The sequence below is a fragment of the Citrobacter sp. Cpo037 genome, assembly GCF_030332945.1.
Lineage (GTDB): Bacteria > Pseudomonadota > Gammaproteobacteria > Enterobacterales > Enterobacteriaceae > Citrobacter > Citrobacter portucalensis.
In genome coordinates this window covers 1-15,900 of record NZ_JAOWGW010000058.1, presented here as the reverse complement: position 1 = coordinate 15,900, position 15,900 = coordinate 1, and the positions used below count along the sequence as shown (strand labels likewise).

The 15,900-nt window shown below is 50.6% G+C and carries 17 protein-coding genes and 1 tRNA gene; 14 read left to right on the top strand and 4 right to left on the bottom strand.

Going from position 1 to position 15,900, the window contains the following annotated elements; genetic code table 11:
• Window positions 1-71 precede the first annotated feature (71 nt).
• On the bottom strand, window positions 72-593 hold the full coding sequence (gene fldB / locus OGX94_RS11190) for a flavodoxin FldB (RefSeq protein ID WP_003825517.1): 522 nt from the start codon (window positions 591-593) through the stop codon (window positions 72-74).
• A 113-nt stretch (window positions 594-706) separates the two neighbouring features.
• Here fldB and xerD point away from each other — a divergent pair, with 113 nt between their 5' ends.
• The 5 genes from xerD to lysS all read left to right on the top strand — a co-directional run bounded on the left by xerD (window position 707) and on the right by lysS (window position 6,796).
• Window positions 707-1,603, top strand: a complete 897-nt coding sequence (gene xerD / locus OGX94_RS11185; RefSeq protein ID WP_126317441.1) for a site-specific tyrosine recombinase XerD — start codon at window positions 707-709, stop codon at window positions 1,601-1,603.
• 23 nt (window positions 1,604-1,626) lie between these two features.
• Complete coding sequence (dsbC, locus tag OGX94_RS11180) at window positions 1,627-2,340, top strand: bifunctional protein-disulfide isomerase/oxidoreductase DsbC (RefSeq protein WP_003825520.1); 714 nt, start codon at window positions 1,627-1,629, stop codon at window positions 2,338-2,340.
• Between the two features lie 5 nt (window positions 2,341-2,345).
• On the top strand, window positions 2,346-4,079 hold the full coding sequence (gene recJ / locus OGX94_RS11175; protein ID WP_063940915.1) for a single-stranded-DNA-specific exonuclease RecJ: 1,734 nt from the start codon (window positions 2,346-2,348) through the stop codon (window positions 4,077-4,079).
• Window positions 4,080-4,170: 91 nt separating this feature from the next.
• Window positions 4,171-5,269 (top strand): peptide chain release factor 2 gene (gene prfB, locus OGX94_RS11170; RefSeq protein WP_100194817.1). Its coding sequence is split into 2 segments (ribosomal slippage): window positions 4,171-4,245 and window positions 4,247-5,269, totalling 1,098 coding nucleotides; the frame shifts between segments, so codons are not numbered across the junction.
• A gap of 9 nt (window positions 5,270-5,278) precedes the next feature.
• Window positions 5,279-6,796: a lysine--tRNA ligase gene (gene lysS / locus OGX94_RS11165; RefSeq protein ID WP_003026911.1), complete on the top strand. Its 1,518-nt coding sequence runs from the start codon at window positions 5,279-5,281 to the stop codon at window positions 6,794-6,796.
• A 95-nt stretch (window positions 6,797-6,891) separates the two neighbouring features.
• Here the strand turns inward: lysS and idi are convergent, their stop codons facing one another.
• Window positions 6,892-7,440 (bottom strand): isopentenyl-diphosphate Delta-isomerase, encoded by a 549-nt coding sequence (gene idi, locus OGX94_RS11160; protein WP_003825528.1) that lies wholly within the window; start codon window positions 7,438-7,440, stop codon window positions 6,892-6,894.
• A gap of 166 nt (window positions 7,441-7,606) precedes the next feature.
• Between idi and actS the strand changes: the two genes are divergently transcribed.
• The 7 genes from actS (at window position 7,607) to OGX94_RS11125 (ending at window position 13,700) form a co-directional block, all read left to right on the top strand.
• Window positions 7,607-8,365, top strand: coding sequence for an amidase activator ActS (gene actS, locus OGX94_RS11155; protein ID WP_257662072.1), 759 nt, complete (start codon window positions 7,607-7,609; stop codon window positions 8,363-8,365).
• 79 nt (window positions 8,366-8,444) lie between these two features.
• Window positions 8,445-8,518: transfer RNA gene (locus OGX94_RS11150), tRNA-Gly, on the top strand.
• Window positions 8,519-9,733: 1,215 nt separating this feature from the next.
• Window positions 9,734-10,306, top strand: a complete 573-nt coding sequence (locus OGX94_RS11145; RefSeq protein ID WP_016154337.1) for a recombinase family protein — start codon at window positions 9,734-9,736, stop codon at window positions 10,304-10,306.
• A 301-nt stretch (window positions 10,307-10,607) separates the two neighbouring features.
• Window positions 10,608-11,387: a helix-turn-helix domain-containing protein gene (locus OGX94_RS11140; protein WP_161623265.1), complete on the top strand. Its 780-nt coding sequence runs from the start codon at window positions 10,608-10,610 to the stop codon at window positions 11,385-11,387.
• A gap of 243 nt (window positions 11,388-11,630) precedes the next feature.
• Window positions 11,631-11,978 (top strand): hypothetical protein, encoded by a 348-nt coding sequence (locus OGX94_RS11135; protein WP_137362210.1) that lies wholly within the window; start codon window positions 11,631-11,633, stop codon window positions 11,976-11,978.
• A gap of 173 nt (window positions 11,979-12,151) precedes the next feature.
• Window positions 12,152-13,081, top strand: a complete 930-nt coding sequence (locus tag OGX94_RS11130) for a hypothetical protein (protein WP_161623266.1) — start codon at window positions 12,152-12,154, stop codon at window positions 13,079-13,081.
• Window positions 13,065-13,700, top strand: coding sequence for a hypothetical protein (locus OGX94_RS11125; RefSeq protein WP_202633504.1), 636 nt, complete (start codon window positions 13,065-13,067; stop codon window positions 13,698-13,700). Before OGX94_RS11130 ends, OGX94_RS11125 begins: the two co-directional genes overlap by 17 nt.
• Window positions 13,701-13,996: 296 nt before the next feature.
• On the opposite strand, the gene OGX94_RS11120 is transcribed toward OGX94_RS11125, so the two are convergent.
• Complete coding sequence (locus OGX94_RS11120; protein ID WP_286569233.1) at window positions 13,997-14,134, bottom strand: hypothetical protein; 138 nt, start codon at window positions 14,132-14,134, stop codon at window positions 13,997-13,999.
• Between the two features lie 11 nt (window positions 14,135-14,145).
• Between OGX94_RS11120 and OGX94_RS11115 the strand changes: the two genes are divergently transcribed.
• Together OGX94_RS11115 and OGX94_RS11110 are read left to right on the top strand one after the other, a co-directional pair.
• Window positions 14,146-14,421 carry a hypothetical protein gene (locus tag OGX94_RS11115; RefSeq protein ID WP_286569231.1) on the top strand — a complete coding sequence of 92 codons (276 nt, stop codon included), beginning with the start codon at window positions 14,146-14,148 and terminating at the stop codon, window positions 14,419-14,421.
• 403 nt (window positions 14,422-14,824) lie between these two features.
• Window positions 14,825-15,352, top strand: a complete 528-nt coding sequence (locus OGX94_RS11110) for an HNH endonuclease (protein ID WP_161623273.1) — start codon at window positions 14,825-14,827, stop codon at window positions 15,350-15,352.
• A 2-nt stretch (window positions 15,353-15,354) separates the two neighbouring features.
• Here OGX94_RS11110 and OGX94_RS11105 read toward each other — a convergent pair.
• The coding region (locus OGX94_RS11105) for a hypothetical protein (RefSeq protein ID WP_286569229.1) at window positions 15,355-15,900 on the bottom strand (546 nt) is incomplete at its 5' end.

Sequence of the window (15,900 nt, the reverse complement as noted above, 5' to 3'; positions counted from 1 at the left end):
TGAAGGCCTACAGTTAGGTGCGTCATGCTGGCCGGATAAGGCATTTACGCCGTCATCCGGCAAATCGGTTATCAGGACCAGTGCTCGGCCATTTCCCCAAGAATTTGCTCGCACCAGGCCTGAATGCGTTCATCGCTGAGATCGTACTGGTTCGTCTCATCCAGCGCCAGGCCAACAAACAGTTGTCCATCAGCAATGACGGGTTTATCGCTGGTGAATTCGTAGCCTTCTGTGGGCCAGTAGCCGACAAACTTTACACCTTTGGTGATCAGTTTATCGTGCAGCATACCCAACGCATCCAGGAACCATTCGCCGTATCCCAACTGATCGCCCATACCGTAAAGCGCGACAATCTTGCCTTCCAGGTTGAGGTCGTCCAGTTGCTCCCAGATCGCTTCCCAGTCCTCCTGAATTTCACCGAAATCCCAGGTTGGAATGCCCAAAATGAGCACGTCATATTGCTCCATTAGGGTCGGGGAATCGTCTTTGAGGTTGTGCAGTGTCACCAGTTCGGGACCCAGGATATCGCGGATTTTTTCTGCTGCCATTTCGGTGTAGCAGGTGCTGGAACCGTAAAAAAGACCCATGTTCATGACGTAAACATCTCAATTCTGCTGTAGCGTTGCGGGTAGTGTAACAGAATCGCCGCATTCTCGGCACAATGAGGCATAATGCATCAAAAATGAGAGTGGAATAAGGGGCGCGAGTGGAACAGGATCTGGCGCGCATCGAGCAGTTTCTTGATGCCCTGTGGCTGGAACGAAATCTGGCGGAAAATACATTAAGTGCGTATCGTCGCGATCTGACCATGCTTGTGGAATGGTTACATCACCGCGGCGCTTCGCTTGCGACCGCGCAAAGTGATGATCTGCAAGCCTTGCTGGCTGAGCGGATGGATGGAGGGTATAAAGCCACCAGTTCCGCACGTTTGCTCAGTGCGACGCGACGTTTTTTTCAGCATCTGTACCGCGAAAAATATCGTGAAGATGACCCCAGCGCCTCGCTTGCATCACCTAAACTTCCGCAGCGCCTGCCTAAAGATCTCAGCGAAGCACAGGTTGAGCGGCTGCTACAAGCGCCGCTTGTTGAGCAACCGCTGGAGCTACGCGACAAAGCCATGCTGGAAGTGCTGTATGCAACAGGCCTGCGCGTGTCTGAACTGGTAGGACTGACGATGAGTGACGTCAGCCTGCGTCAGGGTGTGGTACGGGTGATCGGTAAAGGTAACAAAGAGCGCCTTGTCCCGTTGGGTGAGGAGGCTGTGTACTGGCTGGAAACATACCTGGAGCATGGGCGTCCATGGTTGCTCAACGGCGTATCGATTGATGTGCTGTTTCCTAGTCAGCGGGCGCAACAGATGACCCGTCAGACCTTCTGGCATCGTATCAAACACTATGCTGTGTTGGCGGGAATCGACAGCGAAAAGCTGTCACCGCACGTCCTGCGGCACGCGTTTGCCACGCATCTGCTTAACCATGGCGCAGACCTGCGCGTGGTGCAGATGCTACTGGGGCATAGCGATCTCTCGACAACGCAAATTTATACTCATGTCGCAACGGAGCGCTTGCGGCAACTACATCAACAGCATCACCCGCGAGCGTGAGTGCTGACAGGATAGGATAGGCTATGAAAAAACGTTTTATGATGTTCACCCTGCTGGCGACGGCGTTTTCCGGCATGGTACATGCAGACGACGCGGCAATTCGTCAGTCATTAGCAAAGCTGGGTGTGCAGAGCACCGAGATTCAACCTGCTCCGGTTGCGGGTATGAAAACTGTACTGACCAATAGCGGCGTGCTGTACGTTACCGAAGACGGTAAACATATTATTCAGGGACCGATGTACGACGTGAGCGGCGCAAGTCCGGTGAATGTCACCAACCAACTGCTGATGAAACATCTGAACGCGCTGGAAAAAGAGATGATCATCTACAAAGCGCCGCAGGAAAAACACGTCATTACCGTTTTCACCGACATCACTTGTGGTTACTGCCACAAGCTGCATGAAGAGATGAAAGATTACAATGCGTTGGGGATCACCGTACGTTATCTGGCCTTCCCACGTCAGGGGCTGGACAGTCAGGCTGAGCAGGACATGAAGTCTATCTGGTGTGCTAAGGACAAAAACAAAGCCTTTGACGACGCGATGACTGGCAAGGGCGTGAAAGCGGCGACCTGTGATGTGGATATCGCTAACCACTATGCGCTGGGCGTACAGTTTGGCGTCAGCGGTACACCGGCGATTGTGCTGAGCAATGGTTATGTCGTACCTGGTTATCAGGGCCCGAAAGAGATGAAAGAATTCCTCGACGCACATGCAAAACAGACCAGCGGTAAATAATTCGCGTGAAACAACAGATACAACTTCGTCGGCGTGAGGCCGACGAGACAGCCGAGTTACCTGCCGACTTGCCGCCACTGCTGCGCCGTTTATACGCCAGTCGCGGCGTGCGCAGCGCGCAGGAACTTGAGCGTAGCGTGAAAGGAATGCTGCCGTGGCAGCATTTAAACGGTGTCGAAAAGGCGGTTGAGATCCTCTACAACGCCTTTCGTGCGGGAACTCGCATCATCGTTGTCGGCGATTTCGATGCCGATGGCGCGACCAGCACGGCGCTAAGCATCCTGGCGATGCGCGCGTTGGGCTGCAGTAACGTTGACTACCTGGTGCCAAATCGTTTTGAGGACGGTTATGGTTTAAGCCCGGAAGTCGTTGATCAGGCCCATGCCCGTGGTGCTCAGCTGATTGTTACCGTAGACAACGGCATCTCGTCTCACATGGGTGTCGAACATGCCAGAACGTTGGGGATCCCGGTCGTTGTAACCGATCACCACCTGCCAGGGGATACGCTGCCGGGCGCAGAGGCGATCATCAATCCTAACCTGCACGACTGTGAGTTCCCGTCGAAATCGCTGGCAGGCGTTGGTGTAGCTTTCTATCTGATGCTGGCGCTGCGCACTTTCCTGCGTGACAAAGGCTGGTTTGATGAGCGAGGCATTGCACCGCCGAACCTGGCTGATTTGCTCGATCTGGTTGCGCTTGGCACGGTGGCGGACGTGGTCCCGCTGGATGCCAATAACCGCATTCTGACGTGGCAAGGCTTAAGCCGTATCCGCGCCGGAAAATGCCGCCCAGGTATTAAAGCGCTGCTGGAGATTTCCAATCGCGACCCCCTAAAGCTGGCAGCCAGTGATTTAGGTTTTGCCCTCGGGCCACGGCTGAATGCGGCAGGGCGTCTGGACGATATGTCCGTTGGCGTAGCGCTGTTGTTGTGCGACAACATTGGTGAAGCGCGCGTGCTGGCCAATGAGCTGGACGCACTCAACCAGACGCGCAAAGAAATTGAGCAGGGTATGCAGGCAGAAGCGCTGACCCTGTGTGAAAAGCTGGAACGCAGTAGCGATACGCTACCTGGCGGTCTGGCTATGTATCATCCCGAGTGGCATCAGGGCGTAGTGGGGATTCTGGCATCGCGTATTAAAGAGCGATTCCATCGCCCGGTGATAGCGTTTGCCCCGGCAGGTGACGGTACCCTCAAAGGATCCGGGCGTTCGATTCAGGGGCTGCACATGCGCGATGCGCTGGAGCGCCTGGACACCCTTTATCCGGGCATGATCCTCAAGTTTGGCGGTCACGCCATGGCGGCGGGCTTATCGCTTGAAGAGGCGCAGTTTGAGCGTTTCCAGCAGTGTTTTGGCGAACTGGTAACCGAGTGGTTGGATCCCGCCTTACTGCAAGGTGAAGTGGTGTCGGATGGCCCACTGAACGCGTCGGAGATGACCATGGAGGTCGCACAAATGCTGCGCGATGCCGGACCGTGGGGACAAATGTTCCCGGAACCGCTGTTTGACGGGCATTTCCGTTTGCTCCAGCAGCGTCTGGTCGGTGAGCGTCATCTGAAGGTAATGGTCGAGCCCGTAGGCGGTGGTCCACTTCTGGACGGTATTGCGTTTAATGTCGATACCACCTGCTGGCCGGACAACGGCGTGCGCGAAGTTCAGCTTGCCTACAAACTGGATATTAATGAGTTTCGCGGCAACCGTAGTTTGCAGATTATAATCGACAATATCTGGCCACTTTAGCGTCACTAATCGCTATAAAAAAGGGCGTGGATTAGTTACAATCCCGCTCTTATCACCGCATTTTGACTAGTCCAATAAAAGAAATCAGACAATGTTTGAAATTAATCCGGTAAATAACCGCATTCAGGACCTCACGGAGCGCTCTGACGTTCTTAGGGGGTATCTTTGACTATGATGCCAAGAAAGAGCGTCTGGAAGAAGTAAACGCCGAGCTGGAACAGCCGGACGTATGGAACGAACCCGAACGCGCGCAGGCGCTGGGTAAAGAGCGTTCTTCTCTTGAGGCCATCGTTGATACGCTCGATCAGATGAGCCAGGGCCTGGAAGATGTCTCCGGCCTGCTGGAGCTGGCTGTAGAAGCCGACGACGAAGAAACCTTTAACGAAGCCGTAGCAGAACTCGATACGCTGGAAGATAAGCTGGCCCAGCTGGAATTCCGTCGTATGTTCTCCGGTGAATATGACAGCGCAGATTGCTATCTCGATATTCAGGCAGGTTCTGGCGGTACGGAAGCGCAGGACTGGGCAAGCATGCTGATGCGCATGTATCTGCGTTGGGCTGAAGCGCGCGGCTTCAAGACTGAAATTATTGAAGAGTCTGAAGGTGAAGTGGCGGGTATTAAATCCGTGACCATCAGAATTGCTGGCGAATATGCGTACGGTTGGCTGCGTACTGAAACCGGCGTACACCGTCTGGTTCGTAAGAGTCCGTTCGACTCCGGCGGACGTCGCCATACGTCGTTCAGCTCTGCGTTTGTTTATCCAGAAGTTGACGATGATATTGATATCGATATCAACCCGGCGGATCTGCGTATTGACGTTTACCGTGCCTCCGGTGCAGGTGGTCAGCACGTTAACCGTACGGAATCTGCGGTGCGTATTACCCACATCCCGACCGGGATTGTGACGCAGTGTCAGAACGACCGTTCACAGCACAAGAACAAAGACCAGGCCATGAAGCAGATGAAAGCGAAGCTTTATGAACTGGAAATGCAGAAGAAGAATGCCGAGAAACAGGCGATGGAAGACAATAAGTCAGATATCGGCTGGGGTAGCCAGATTCGTTCTTATGTCCTTGATGACTCCCGCATCAAAGATCTGCGTACCGGGGTTGAAACCCGTAACACGCAGGCGGTGCTGGATGGCAGCCTGGATCAATTTATCGAAGCAAGTTTGAAAGCAGGGTTATGAGGAACCAACATGTCTGAACAACACGTACAGGGCGCTGACGCGGTAGCCGACCTTAACAATGAACTGAAAACGCGCCGTGAGAAGCTGGCGAGCCTGCGTGAGCAGGGGATCCCGTTCCCGAACGATTTCCGTCGCGATCATACCTCAGACCAACTGCATGCTGACTTCGACGCAAAAGAAAACGAAGAGCTGGAAGCGCTGAACATTGAGGTATCCGTTGCTGGCCGTATGATGACCCGTCGTATTATGGGTAAAGCATCATTCGTTACGCTGCAGGACGTTGGCGGCCGCATTCAGCTGTACGTTGCTCGCGATGACCTGCCGGAAGGCGTCTACAACGAGCAGTTCAAAAAATGGGATCTGGGCGATATCCTCGGCGCGAAAGGTAAGTTGTTCAAGACCAAGACCGGTGAGTTGTCTATTCACTGCACCGAACTGCGTCTGCTGACCAAAGCGCTGCGCCCGCTGCCGGACAAATTCCACGGTCTGCAGGATCAGGAAGCGCGCTATCGTCAACGTTACCTGGATCTCATCTCTAACGATGAATCCCGTAATACCTTTAAAGTGCGTTCACAGATTATGGCTGGCATCCGTCAGTTCATGGTTGCTCGTGGCTTTATGGAAGTAGAAACCCCGATGATGCAGGTGATCCCTGGCGGTGCGGCAGCGCGTCCGTTTATCACCCATCATAACGCGTTGGATCTGGACATGTACCTGCGTATCGCGCCGGAACTGTACCTCAAGCGTCTGGTGGTTGGCGGCTTCGAACGCGTATTCGAAATTAACCGTAACTTCCGTAACGAAGGCATCTCTGTTCGCCATAATCCAGAGTTCACCATGATGGAACTCTACATGGCTTATGCGGACTACAAAGATCTGATCGAACTGACCGAATCGCTGTTCCGTACGCTGGCGCAGAACGTTCTGGGAACGACTGAAGTGCCTTATGGTGAAGAAGTCTTCGACTTCGGTAAGCCGTTCGAAAAACTGACCATGCGCGAAGCGATTCAGAAATACCGTCCAGAAACCAACATGGCCGATCTGGATAACTTCGACTCTGCAAAAGCGATTGCTGAATCTATCGGCATCAAAGTTGAGAAGAGCTGGGGTCTGGGCCGTATCGTGACCGAGATCTTTGAAGAAGTTGCGGAAGCGCACCTGATTCAACCGACCTTCATTACCGAGTACCCGGCAGAAGTTTCTCCGCTGGCGCGTCGTAATGATGAAAACCCGGAAATCACTGACCGCTTCGAATTCTTCATCGGCGGACGTGAAATCGGTAACGGTTTCAGCGAGCTGAACGATGCGGAAGATCAGGCGCAGCGTTTCCAGGATCAGGTTAACGCTAAAGATGCGGGCGATGACGAAGCAATGTTCTATGACGAAGACTACGTTACGGCTCTGGAACACGGTCTGCCGCCGACTGCGGGTCTGGGCATTGGTATCGACCGTATGGTTATGCTGTTCACCAACAGCCATACCATCCGCGACGTGATCCTGTTCCCGGCGATGCGCCCGGTTAAGTAAGATGTGAAATGCCGGATGGCGGCTGATGCCTTATCCGGCCTACGTGGAGACGATTCGTAGGCCGGATAAAACGCGTTTGCGTTGCCATCCGGCAATCAATTACGGTTAGCAAACTCGCGCAATAATTCTCGTGCTTTATCATTCGATGCCTGCATTACCATCCACGGGCTAAAAGCCCACGGCGTCGCGTCAATCCCGCTTAAGACATCCTCAAGACTGCTCCACTGGCAATCCATCACTTCATCTGGGTTTAGCTGTAGCTCACTGACGATATGTGCGGCATAAACCGGGCACACTTCGTTTTCCACAATTCCACTCGGGTCTGTAGCGCGATAACGAAAGTCAGCATATACGGGGCTGAGCGAGTCGATGTCTGCACCCAGTTCGAAGCGAGCCCGGCGGACAATAGCGTCTTCGTGGGTTTCACCCAGCTGCGGGTGACCACAGACAGAGTTGGTCCAGACGCCAGGCCAGGCTTTTTTGTGCAGCGAGCGGCGGGTGACCAGCAGTTGGCCCTGCTCGTTAAATATCCAGCACGAGAAAGCGGAATGCAGGGGAGTTGTGGCGGTATGCGCCGCATATTTTTCCAGCGTTCCGCAGGGTTGGTCCTGCTCATTCAATAAAATGACATGTTCCTGTCGCATAGCGTCCACCATCAATCTTAAGCACCCATATTATATGCTTAATTAAGTCAGATTGATTAACAGAGGGTGTGAAATGCCAGGACCGACGGTTCGTTGCGCGATATGATTTGGCATCCGGTTTCTGGCTGCTATGATAAAGCGTCTGAAAATGTTGCGAGGTATTGTTTTGAGTGCAGGACGCCTGAAGAAAAATGGCCTGGGTATCGTGATGTTGCTGTGTGTCGGTCTGCTGTTAGCAGGGTGTTCCGGGAGCAAGTCGTCTGATACAGGAAGTTATTCCGGCTCCGTGTATACCGTGAAGCGGGGGGATACGCTATACCGTGTTTCGCGCGCTACCGGGACCAGCGTGAAAGAGATCGCCCGCCTGAATAATATTTCACCACCCTATACCATTGAAGTAGGGCAAAAACTGAAGGTCAGCGGTGGCGCGAAAACCAGTTCTAACTCTGGCAAAACAACCAAGAAATCCTCAACCAAAACGGCAGCGGTCAGACCGTCTTCGTCCGTACCGCAGTCTTCCTGGCCACCAGTAGGGCAACGTTGCTGGCAGTGGCCTGCCAGCGGTAAGGTGATCCTGCCTTATTCAACCGCGGACGGCGGCAATAAGGGCATTGATATCTCGGCTGCGCGCGGTACACCGATTTATGCCGCCGGCGCCGGGAAGGTGGTTTACGTCGGTAATCAGCTGCGGGGCTATGGTAATCTCATCATGATTAAGCACAGTGAGGACTACATCACTGCGTATGCGCATAATGACACCATGCTGGTGAACAACGGTCAAAACGTGAAGGCCGGGCAGAAAATCGCGACGATGGGCAGCTCGGATGCGAATACGGTGCGGCTGCATTTCCAAATCCGCTATCGGGCGACAGCTATCGATCCACTGCGTTATTTGCCGCCGCAGGGCAGTAAGCCAAAATGCTGACGGTGATTTAATCGCCAGTCAGTCGGTTAGTCCCTTGCCAAGAAGAGCGTAAGGTTTATAATCCCTTACGCACTTCGATGCGGGCGTAGTTCAATGGTAGAACGAGAGCTTCCCAAGCTCTATACGAGGGTTCGATTCCCTTCGCCCGCTCCAGCTATTTCCACTCTAAAATATTCTTTAGAATCAATAAGCTAAAAGCGGATGTAACCAGTGTTACCTTTAAAGGTACCCACGGGGCTACTCATTGCTGCTGCGATCTGGTATGTGGTTAGGGAGCATATCAAATAGCTGGCGGTGGTTCCACGTTCTTACCGCGATAGCCCAACAACGAACAAAAAGCCGAGCGCCCGGCATAACTCCTACAGCTTTCAGTGAAGCGCATTTTTGCCGATGCTCCCACATGCCACACGTCGAGATGACGTTGCAGGGAATAAACAGGTTTTATGGTGGTTACGGTACTTGCAAACCATATGCAAGCTCTGCCAGCGTCTCAGCCACGCTCCCGAAAGGGTACACGGCGATCCTGATAAACTTCACTGTCTGACATAACCCCCGATGAAGTCGCTACGCTCCGCACGTTGTCTTACCACCAACGGGCTTTATGGCTTGTATTGTCTGAAATCTTGTAATGAGTTAATTCTCAAGGCTTCTCGATATTTACTAAAGTACCAAAAGGCCACGACTGAAAAGTACTGTATTCAGGCGAGGGGGTGTCCCCCACCCAAAGGAAGCCTTTCCCCCGTGTGCCTTTCGGATCTGGGTGGCTGTGGAACGCTACTACAAACGCTCTGTGTGTTCTGCTGGGGATTCACCTTGCTGGTCTATCAGAATTCACGTACAGACGCTTGTTCAGCTTCTGAGCGAGGTTGTTCGTGCGTGGGTACAGTGCCGTTTGTTATGTGCGGTGCACCTGAGGGGTTATAGGGTGCAGCGTAGTGTAGGGGGTCTATTGGTGACAGCACAGATATGCGGTGCAGCTTCCTGTATCAACCTGCGGCATTCTTCAATTTGTGAAGAGGTTTGCTTCTCTCTCTCTGTATAGTATGGAACTATTTACTTGTTGATTTTAAAGAAGTTTACTCTCTTTTTATTCCGGTAGTTTATAGCGATTATGTGATTGCACTACACCAGTTGTGTTAATAGTTCTCTTTGCCCTTTTCCTGAAAGGCTTCGCGGTATCAATAGCTAGGATTGTTATGGATTTTTATGCGGCTAATCGTAGGTGCTGGTCTGGTATCGACAATCGTTCGTTAAGTGATACTAGAATTAGGTATCATGATTGGCATCATTAAAATAGCCATTGACATTAAGTGATTCCAATACATACGATGATACCGTTAATTGATACCAGTCAAGGGAGCATACACGATGAGAACATTTGCATATTGTCGAGTTTCAACCACCGAGCAGACAACCGAGAATCAATTGCTTGCTATTCATAATGCGGGCTACGAGATACCTGATGCCCGAGTAGTGCAAGAGCAAGTATCCGGTGGTGTGCCTGCTATGCAGCGTGATGGTTTTAAGTCACTGGTAGAGCATAAGCTAGAGAGCGGGGATGTTCTTGTTGTGTTGAAGTTGGATCGCTTAGGCCGTGACAATATCGATGTGCAGCAGACTATTGAAATGCTCATGCAGAAGGGCGTTAAAGTGGTATCACTTGATTTGCCTGTGTCAGACCTATCCAGCTCCGAGGGTAAATTAATGTTACGGATGTTTTCTGCCTTTGCTGAGTTCGAGAAAGACCGTATCCGGGAGCGCACTCAGGAAGGGCTAAGGCGTGCGAAAGCTCAGGGCGTTAAGTTGGGCAGGCCCGAGGCTAAGGACACGACTGTGAGTGTACAGCGATGTAGGGAGGGTGGTCTGAGTCAGTCAGCGGCAGCAAAACAACTAGGTATCGGGATTGCAACGGTTAAACGGCACTGGAATAAACACATCTAAATGGTTTATCCAATTCTGCTGCCTTAACTTAAGCTTCTGTAAGTAATTGAATTTACTATGTGGTAATTAGAACCACACTTGTAAGGGGAAGGAAGCGAGTACCGACTAGGGTTGTAGAAATCCTGTCTTACAAACGATGGTAATTAGAATATCACTCTCTAGGGAAGGAGGCGAAGTCCGCACAAAACGCTTTCACACCCTCCTGTAATTCTCCGTGGCACGTGTGCTCGGGGTAAATCCACTGGTGCAACCTCAGACTTAATCCCAGCACCACACCCCGCACCGTAACCAAAGGAGAAATATGTTTCAGACCGATGATCTGCCAAACCAGTTCGACGACACTCCCACCGATTTAAAAAACACTGACCGCATTATGTGGGGCGCATTCAAGAGGGGTTACGTCCCAACGGCTAACGACCTTCAAGCCCCATCAATGAAGGCGCTGTACGAACGCTACAGGGCGCAGCACGGACGAGATGATTTAAAGGCTGCGATAGCTGAGAAGCTACGCGCAGAGAGCGCTATACGACGTATTGCCATGCAGAACCCCAATCGTATTAGCCTAAACCAATCCCAAGTCACCCACGCAGTAAGAACCTCACTAGACGTTTACTGCACTGGCGAGACTCGACCATCGGTACAAATCGTGCGTGATCTGTTACCCGGAAAGGATGTTAAGCCCGTGATGAATAGACCTCAGCAGCGTAAACGTATGAAGAAAGCCCTCAAAGCCAATGCAAGCCATCCGGCTGTAGTTACCGCACAAAAGCAGGGAAACCCTATTCGTATGGATGCCGATACATTGTCGAGTGGCCTGCTGAGCTTACAGAACGCGGCTATGGTAGTGCGTAAGCTGGATGAGCATGAGAAGCGCCTGGGTGATATGGAGTCCCGCCTGAAAGAGCTGGAGGCATTCAAGGCTAACACCGAGAAGCGCCACGCTATTGAGGACTCAGGACAGACACCAGAGCAACGGGTACTTGAGCTGCGTAAACAGGGTTTAGGCTACAAAGCTATCAGCACTGCTACCGGAACGTCACAGAGCACCGTACGTAACTGGATTAAGGCACACGGTCTGTAATCGGAGGGGTGTCAGATTTGGCACCCTTTGGCACCCCCATAAACCCCAAAAAGTCTTACTTCCTAAAGGAAGTATATAGCTACACCTCTCCCTGTCATGTCATACTCAACAACACTTCTAAGAAGTGTCTCAATAAATCACCGCATATTATACATGGTGAGAACTGCACCATCCCACAAAGTAAATCAAGAAATCTGTTTACCCACACAGGTAAATACTTATCGTAATAACAAAGGAGTCAGAATGAATAATTCAAATAGTTTTAATAGCACCTTCCCAACTGGCAAACACTCACGAGTCGGGACTGGATACCAAAATACTTTCGATGTTAAATCGAAGCGCACTGCATTTAGTCCATCTCAGCGCCAACGTATTCCAGAGTTGGGCAGAGAACTCCGCTCCGCAACTGGAAAGAAACGAGAGCGGTTAATGGCTGAGTTCGATGAGATGCTTGATTCGGTTAATCCAACACCCGCAGATATCAGGATGATCACTCAGTACGCTAAAACGGGTAGCAGCACAGCAGATGAATTATCAACTGATGACGCAGGAAAACTACAAGAAATTAGCCGATACCTCCCCAACGAATAGTATTAAGTTTGAAGTGTAAATTTATAATGTGTACACCAGACCTTTACCAAACCGATTTAAACAAGAAGTGATTTAGACGTAATCTATAAATAAATAGTGCAGATACAGACCCGCTTAATTTCTCGGGTGATGCTGCACGTCTAAATATTACCTATTCCATAAGGAAACCAATAATGATTAATTCAGTTAACAAAGCAGTAAATACATCCGTAAACACATCTGTTAACACTCCAGCCGGTACCGTAGTACTACCGTCTCCTTATGCTGAGAAGCCCTCAGAAACGGCCTCTGTGCCATTCTCAGAGGCGCTTTGTACCAGCAGTACCTTAGCCCTTTTCCAGCGAATCCAAGCCGCACAGCAGCACGCAGAGCTTCCAGCGATCCAGCCTGAGCCAGCTTTCCCAGAGGGTGTCAGTTCGTGGATGATCGAAAACTCGAGTAGCGTTGTGCAACCGTTGAAATCGGCATTGATTAACGCACGTATCCAGACTGAGGCCGATATTCTTTATCTGGTTCAGGCGGTACATACCGCTCTGGTTAATCAGGCGAACCGATATCGCAGCGCAACCCTTACGCAGCGTGCAGCAGCAAAAGCACAGGCTAATTCCGATGCTGTAGGCGAAGAACTGAAACGGGCTTTACTGGCATTTATGCAACGCGAGCAGTTACAGAAACAGTTCTCTCCAGATGAGATGGCAGCGCTCACCGAGCATGTCCAGAAGGGCAACTACAAGTTTGCCCAGAATCTAGCAGGACAAGACGTGCGTTTCCTTGCTGATTCTCCTGATTGGCAAACCAAGGCTGATGCATTAGCTAGTATCCCAAATGCGTCAGCGGTAACGGTGTCTATCCTCCCAACTGAAACAATCGGCAATCAAGTGGCAGTTATTCCTTCTGGAAACGGTTGGACGCTGAACGTGTGGGCAAACGGCTGGCACCCGGTGCAGTGTTCAGATGGTGCAAAGGCTACCGCTATTCAGGAGCGTAAGCACAAGCTAGAGTTCGACAAAGCGTTACAACGTTCCCGCCCCGTTATTACCGGCATGTTCCCCGACCTAATTCAACAAGCGGTAGAGGCTGAGCAGCATGTACCAGCAGATTAACGGAGCGAATAAGCCAAACGCTAAACAGAACGGTAGGGGCTGCGCGGCCCCTGCACCACTCCAAAACGGGCAGCACCCAACGAACCGAGAGTTGCAGTTAATGCGACTTGGCTATCCCGAGTACCAACAACGGCTCAGCAGCATTCAGCAGCATAACCCCGCTCGATACAACGCCATTATGGATAAGCAGAAACTCTTCACTAGTGGTGACTTCCGGTGTGTGAAATGTGGCGGTGTCGAGCAGTACACCCGGAATCTGGCTTGCCGTGGTTGCTGTATTAAACGTAGCAAGGCGGTGTTTGTTCTTCTCGAATCGCCTTACATCCTGAATCCCGAGTACCGGTATATCCCCGATGAGGTGGCCTCAGAGCGGTATCAGGAGCGCGTGCAGGCGAAGCAGTACCTCGATTGGTTCAGGGGCGAGTTAATGCTGGTGCGTGTCCAGTGCGGTCAGTGGCTGCTAGAGCGTGGCGTGCTGTTTCAGCCGGGCAAGGGTGGACGTTCTCAGGGAGTGCAGTATCTCCAGCCTAACCAGAAACGACACGCTGAGTTTATGAACAATCCCGAGTATCGGGAAATCTTGAATTATATCGAAAACACTATAGGAGAAAGGCCATGAACGGTGATCTTGGTTGTTCATTACAAGAAGCTATTGCCCTTAACCGCATTTTAAAGCTGTGTAGCGATGCACCGTCGGGGCTGGCGTGGCGAGCACGCTCTGGGAAAGGCAAAGCGAATAAGCGGGAAGGCGACCCAGCAGGCGGTTTAAATAGAACGGGTGGGCGGGATTATCGAGTCATGGTGAACGGGAGGCGGTGGACTGCTCCCGCCGCCGTTCGGATTCTGCTGAGTCTGGAATCTGTCCAGCGAATCAAAAAGGAGGTTTGATGCTGTACACAAAACAAAAGGCGCTGCCTACGCAGGTACCAGCGCTTCACGAGTCGCTTTGCTTAGCCAATGATTCTCCATCCGGTATTCGTTATCGCGTGTCCAGTTCGCTTGGTGTTCACGTCCCGACTTGTGTTGCGGGATTACCCACAGTGATATCGTCATGGCCTCCTGATGTGGCTGAGACGTTCAGAGGCCAGCACTTGCACCCGTTAGATTATGAAGTGTCAGTACAAACAGGCTGGGATATTCAAGAAATAGGCGAGGGCTTGTGGGACGTTAATCCCTTGCTAGAAACATTCCCTGCTGCTGAGGTTCGCGCTGCTTTGAAGCACTTGGAGCTTGAGCGTGAGATTCAGTTGCTAACGCGAATTGTTGAGACTGATAAAGAGCAAGTGCAGAAAAAAGACGTTAAAAAAGTATCTAGGTTCAATGGTCGGAGCGCCGATTAAGGGGCTACATATCGCCGCAACGTATTTTAACTTCAAAAATAATATACTCCATTGATTTAAAATTCAATCAAACTTGTACCGGTATATCGTCTTATACGTTGGTAATAGCAATCGTGCCTCTAACTCAAATCATCAGTTGGTATAATGTGGTACGATACTGCTGTCACCAATACCCCCCCCTATACTATTACCGTGCTGTTAAGTCTCAATCAAAAAAATTTAACCTTGCTCTGCTTCTTGTACATGTTAATCGTTCATGAAAGTAATGCTCCATAATATGGGTGTTCAGTGTTTTTAAATTTATGAGCGGTTAACATGGTTTTAGATTGCAGGGTGTTCCTCATAGGTTTACTGATATTGATTTCTATTGTTGGTTTGTTTTTTGTTGCTCAATATAAACTCAATGTGTTTTAAGGAGTGTCTTATTATAAGTAATGATAAGGGGAATGATATTATAGTTAATTGCTTCGCAGTCGATACAGAATCTCCGAGCGGTTTAACTTGGAAGCGTGCCCTATCCCAGAGAGTTAAAATCGGTGCTTGTGCTGGGACTCTCGGTAAAGATGGTTATTGGTCTGTTCAATTAAAAGGAAAGAAGTACGCTGTACATCGTATTATCTGGTCTGTTATCAACGGTACTATTCCTGCTGGGCATTGTATCGACCATATAGACGGGGATAGAGGTAATAACAATATCCTGAATCTGCGATTAGCTACCAGAGCGCAGAACAACCAGAATGCACGTAAATGTATTACAGGTAATAATCTACCCAAGGGAATTAGTGTTAATAAAACAAATGGGGTTTATTGTGCTCAAGTCCAAGGTAATGGGAAACGGTGGCGTAAGCATGGGAAGAACCTTGAGCAACTCACCCATGAGGTTCAATTAGCCCGTACAATCTCACACGGGCAATTCGCATGTCATGGATAGATTTATTTATTATCTTCTAGGGCGGGGCAGCGGGGCGTTGTTAAGTCACTGCACCGCCCAATATTTCGACCGTAAATAATAAACTCCCTCGGCTTGGTTGGGTAGTATTTATCGAATAAAGTTATCGTTTCATTTAGTAACTGATTGCAAGAGTCAGGGGAGGCGGTGACGAGATGCCCGTTGACTTCTAATAAGCAACCGAGACTATAGTACCAGCCGTTAAAGCGTTTAATATTAACCTCACGTAAAGAAATATTATCAGTGCCGCTTCCAATATAATATGATGCTTCATCATTCATTGGAGCGCGAGAGAATACAAATAGAATGCTTACTACAAAGCCCAGTGCGATAAGTTGGGCTACTATTGAGATAGCCCGCCCTTTAATTATGAATACCTTGAGCATACTAGCCCCTTGCTGAATGGGATTGTTATAATACAGGTACAGTTGTGCCGTTATGTTCCGTAATCTAGGGAAGGTGCGAACAAGTTCCTGATATGAGATCATCATATTCATCCGGAGCGCATCCCAGAGGGACATCATGAGCCA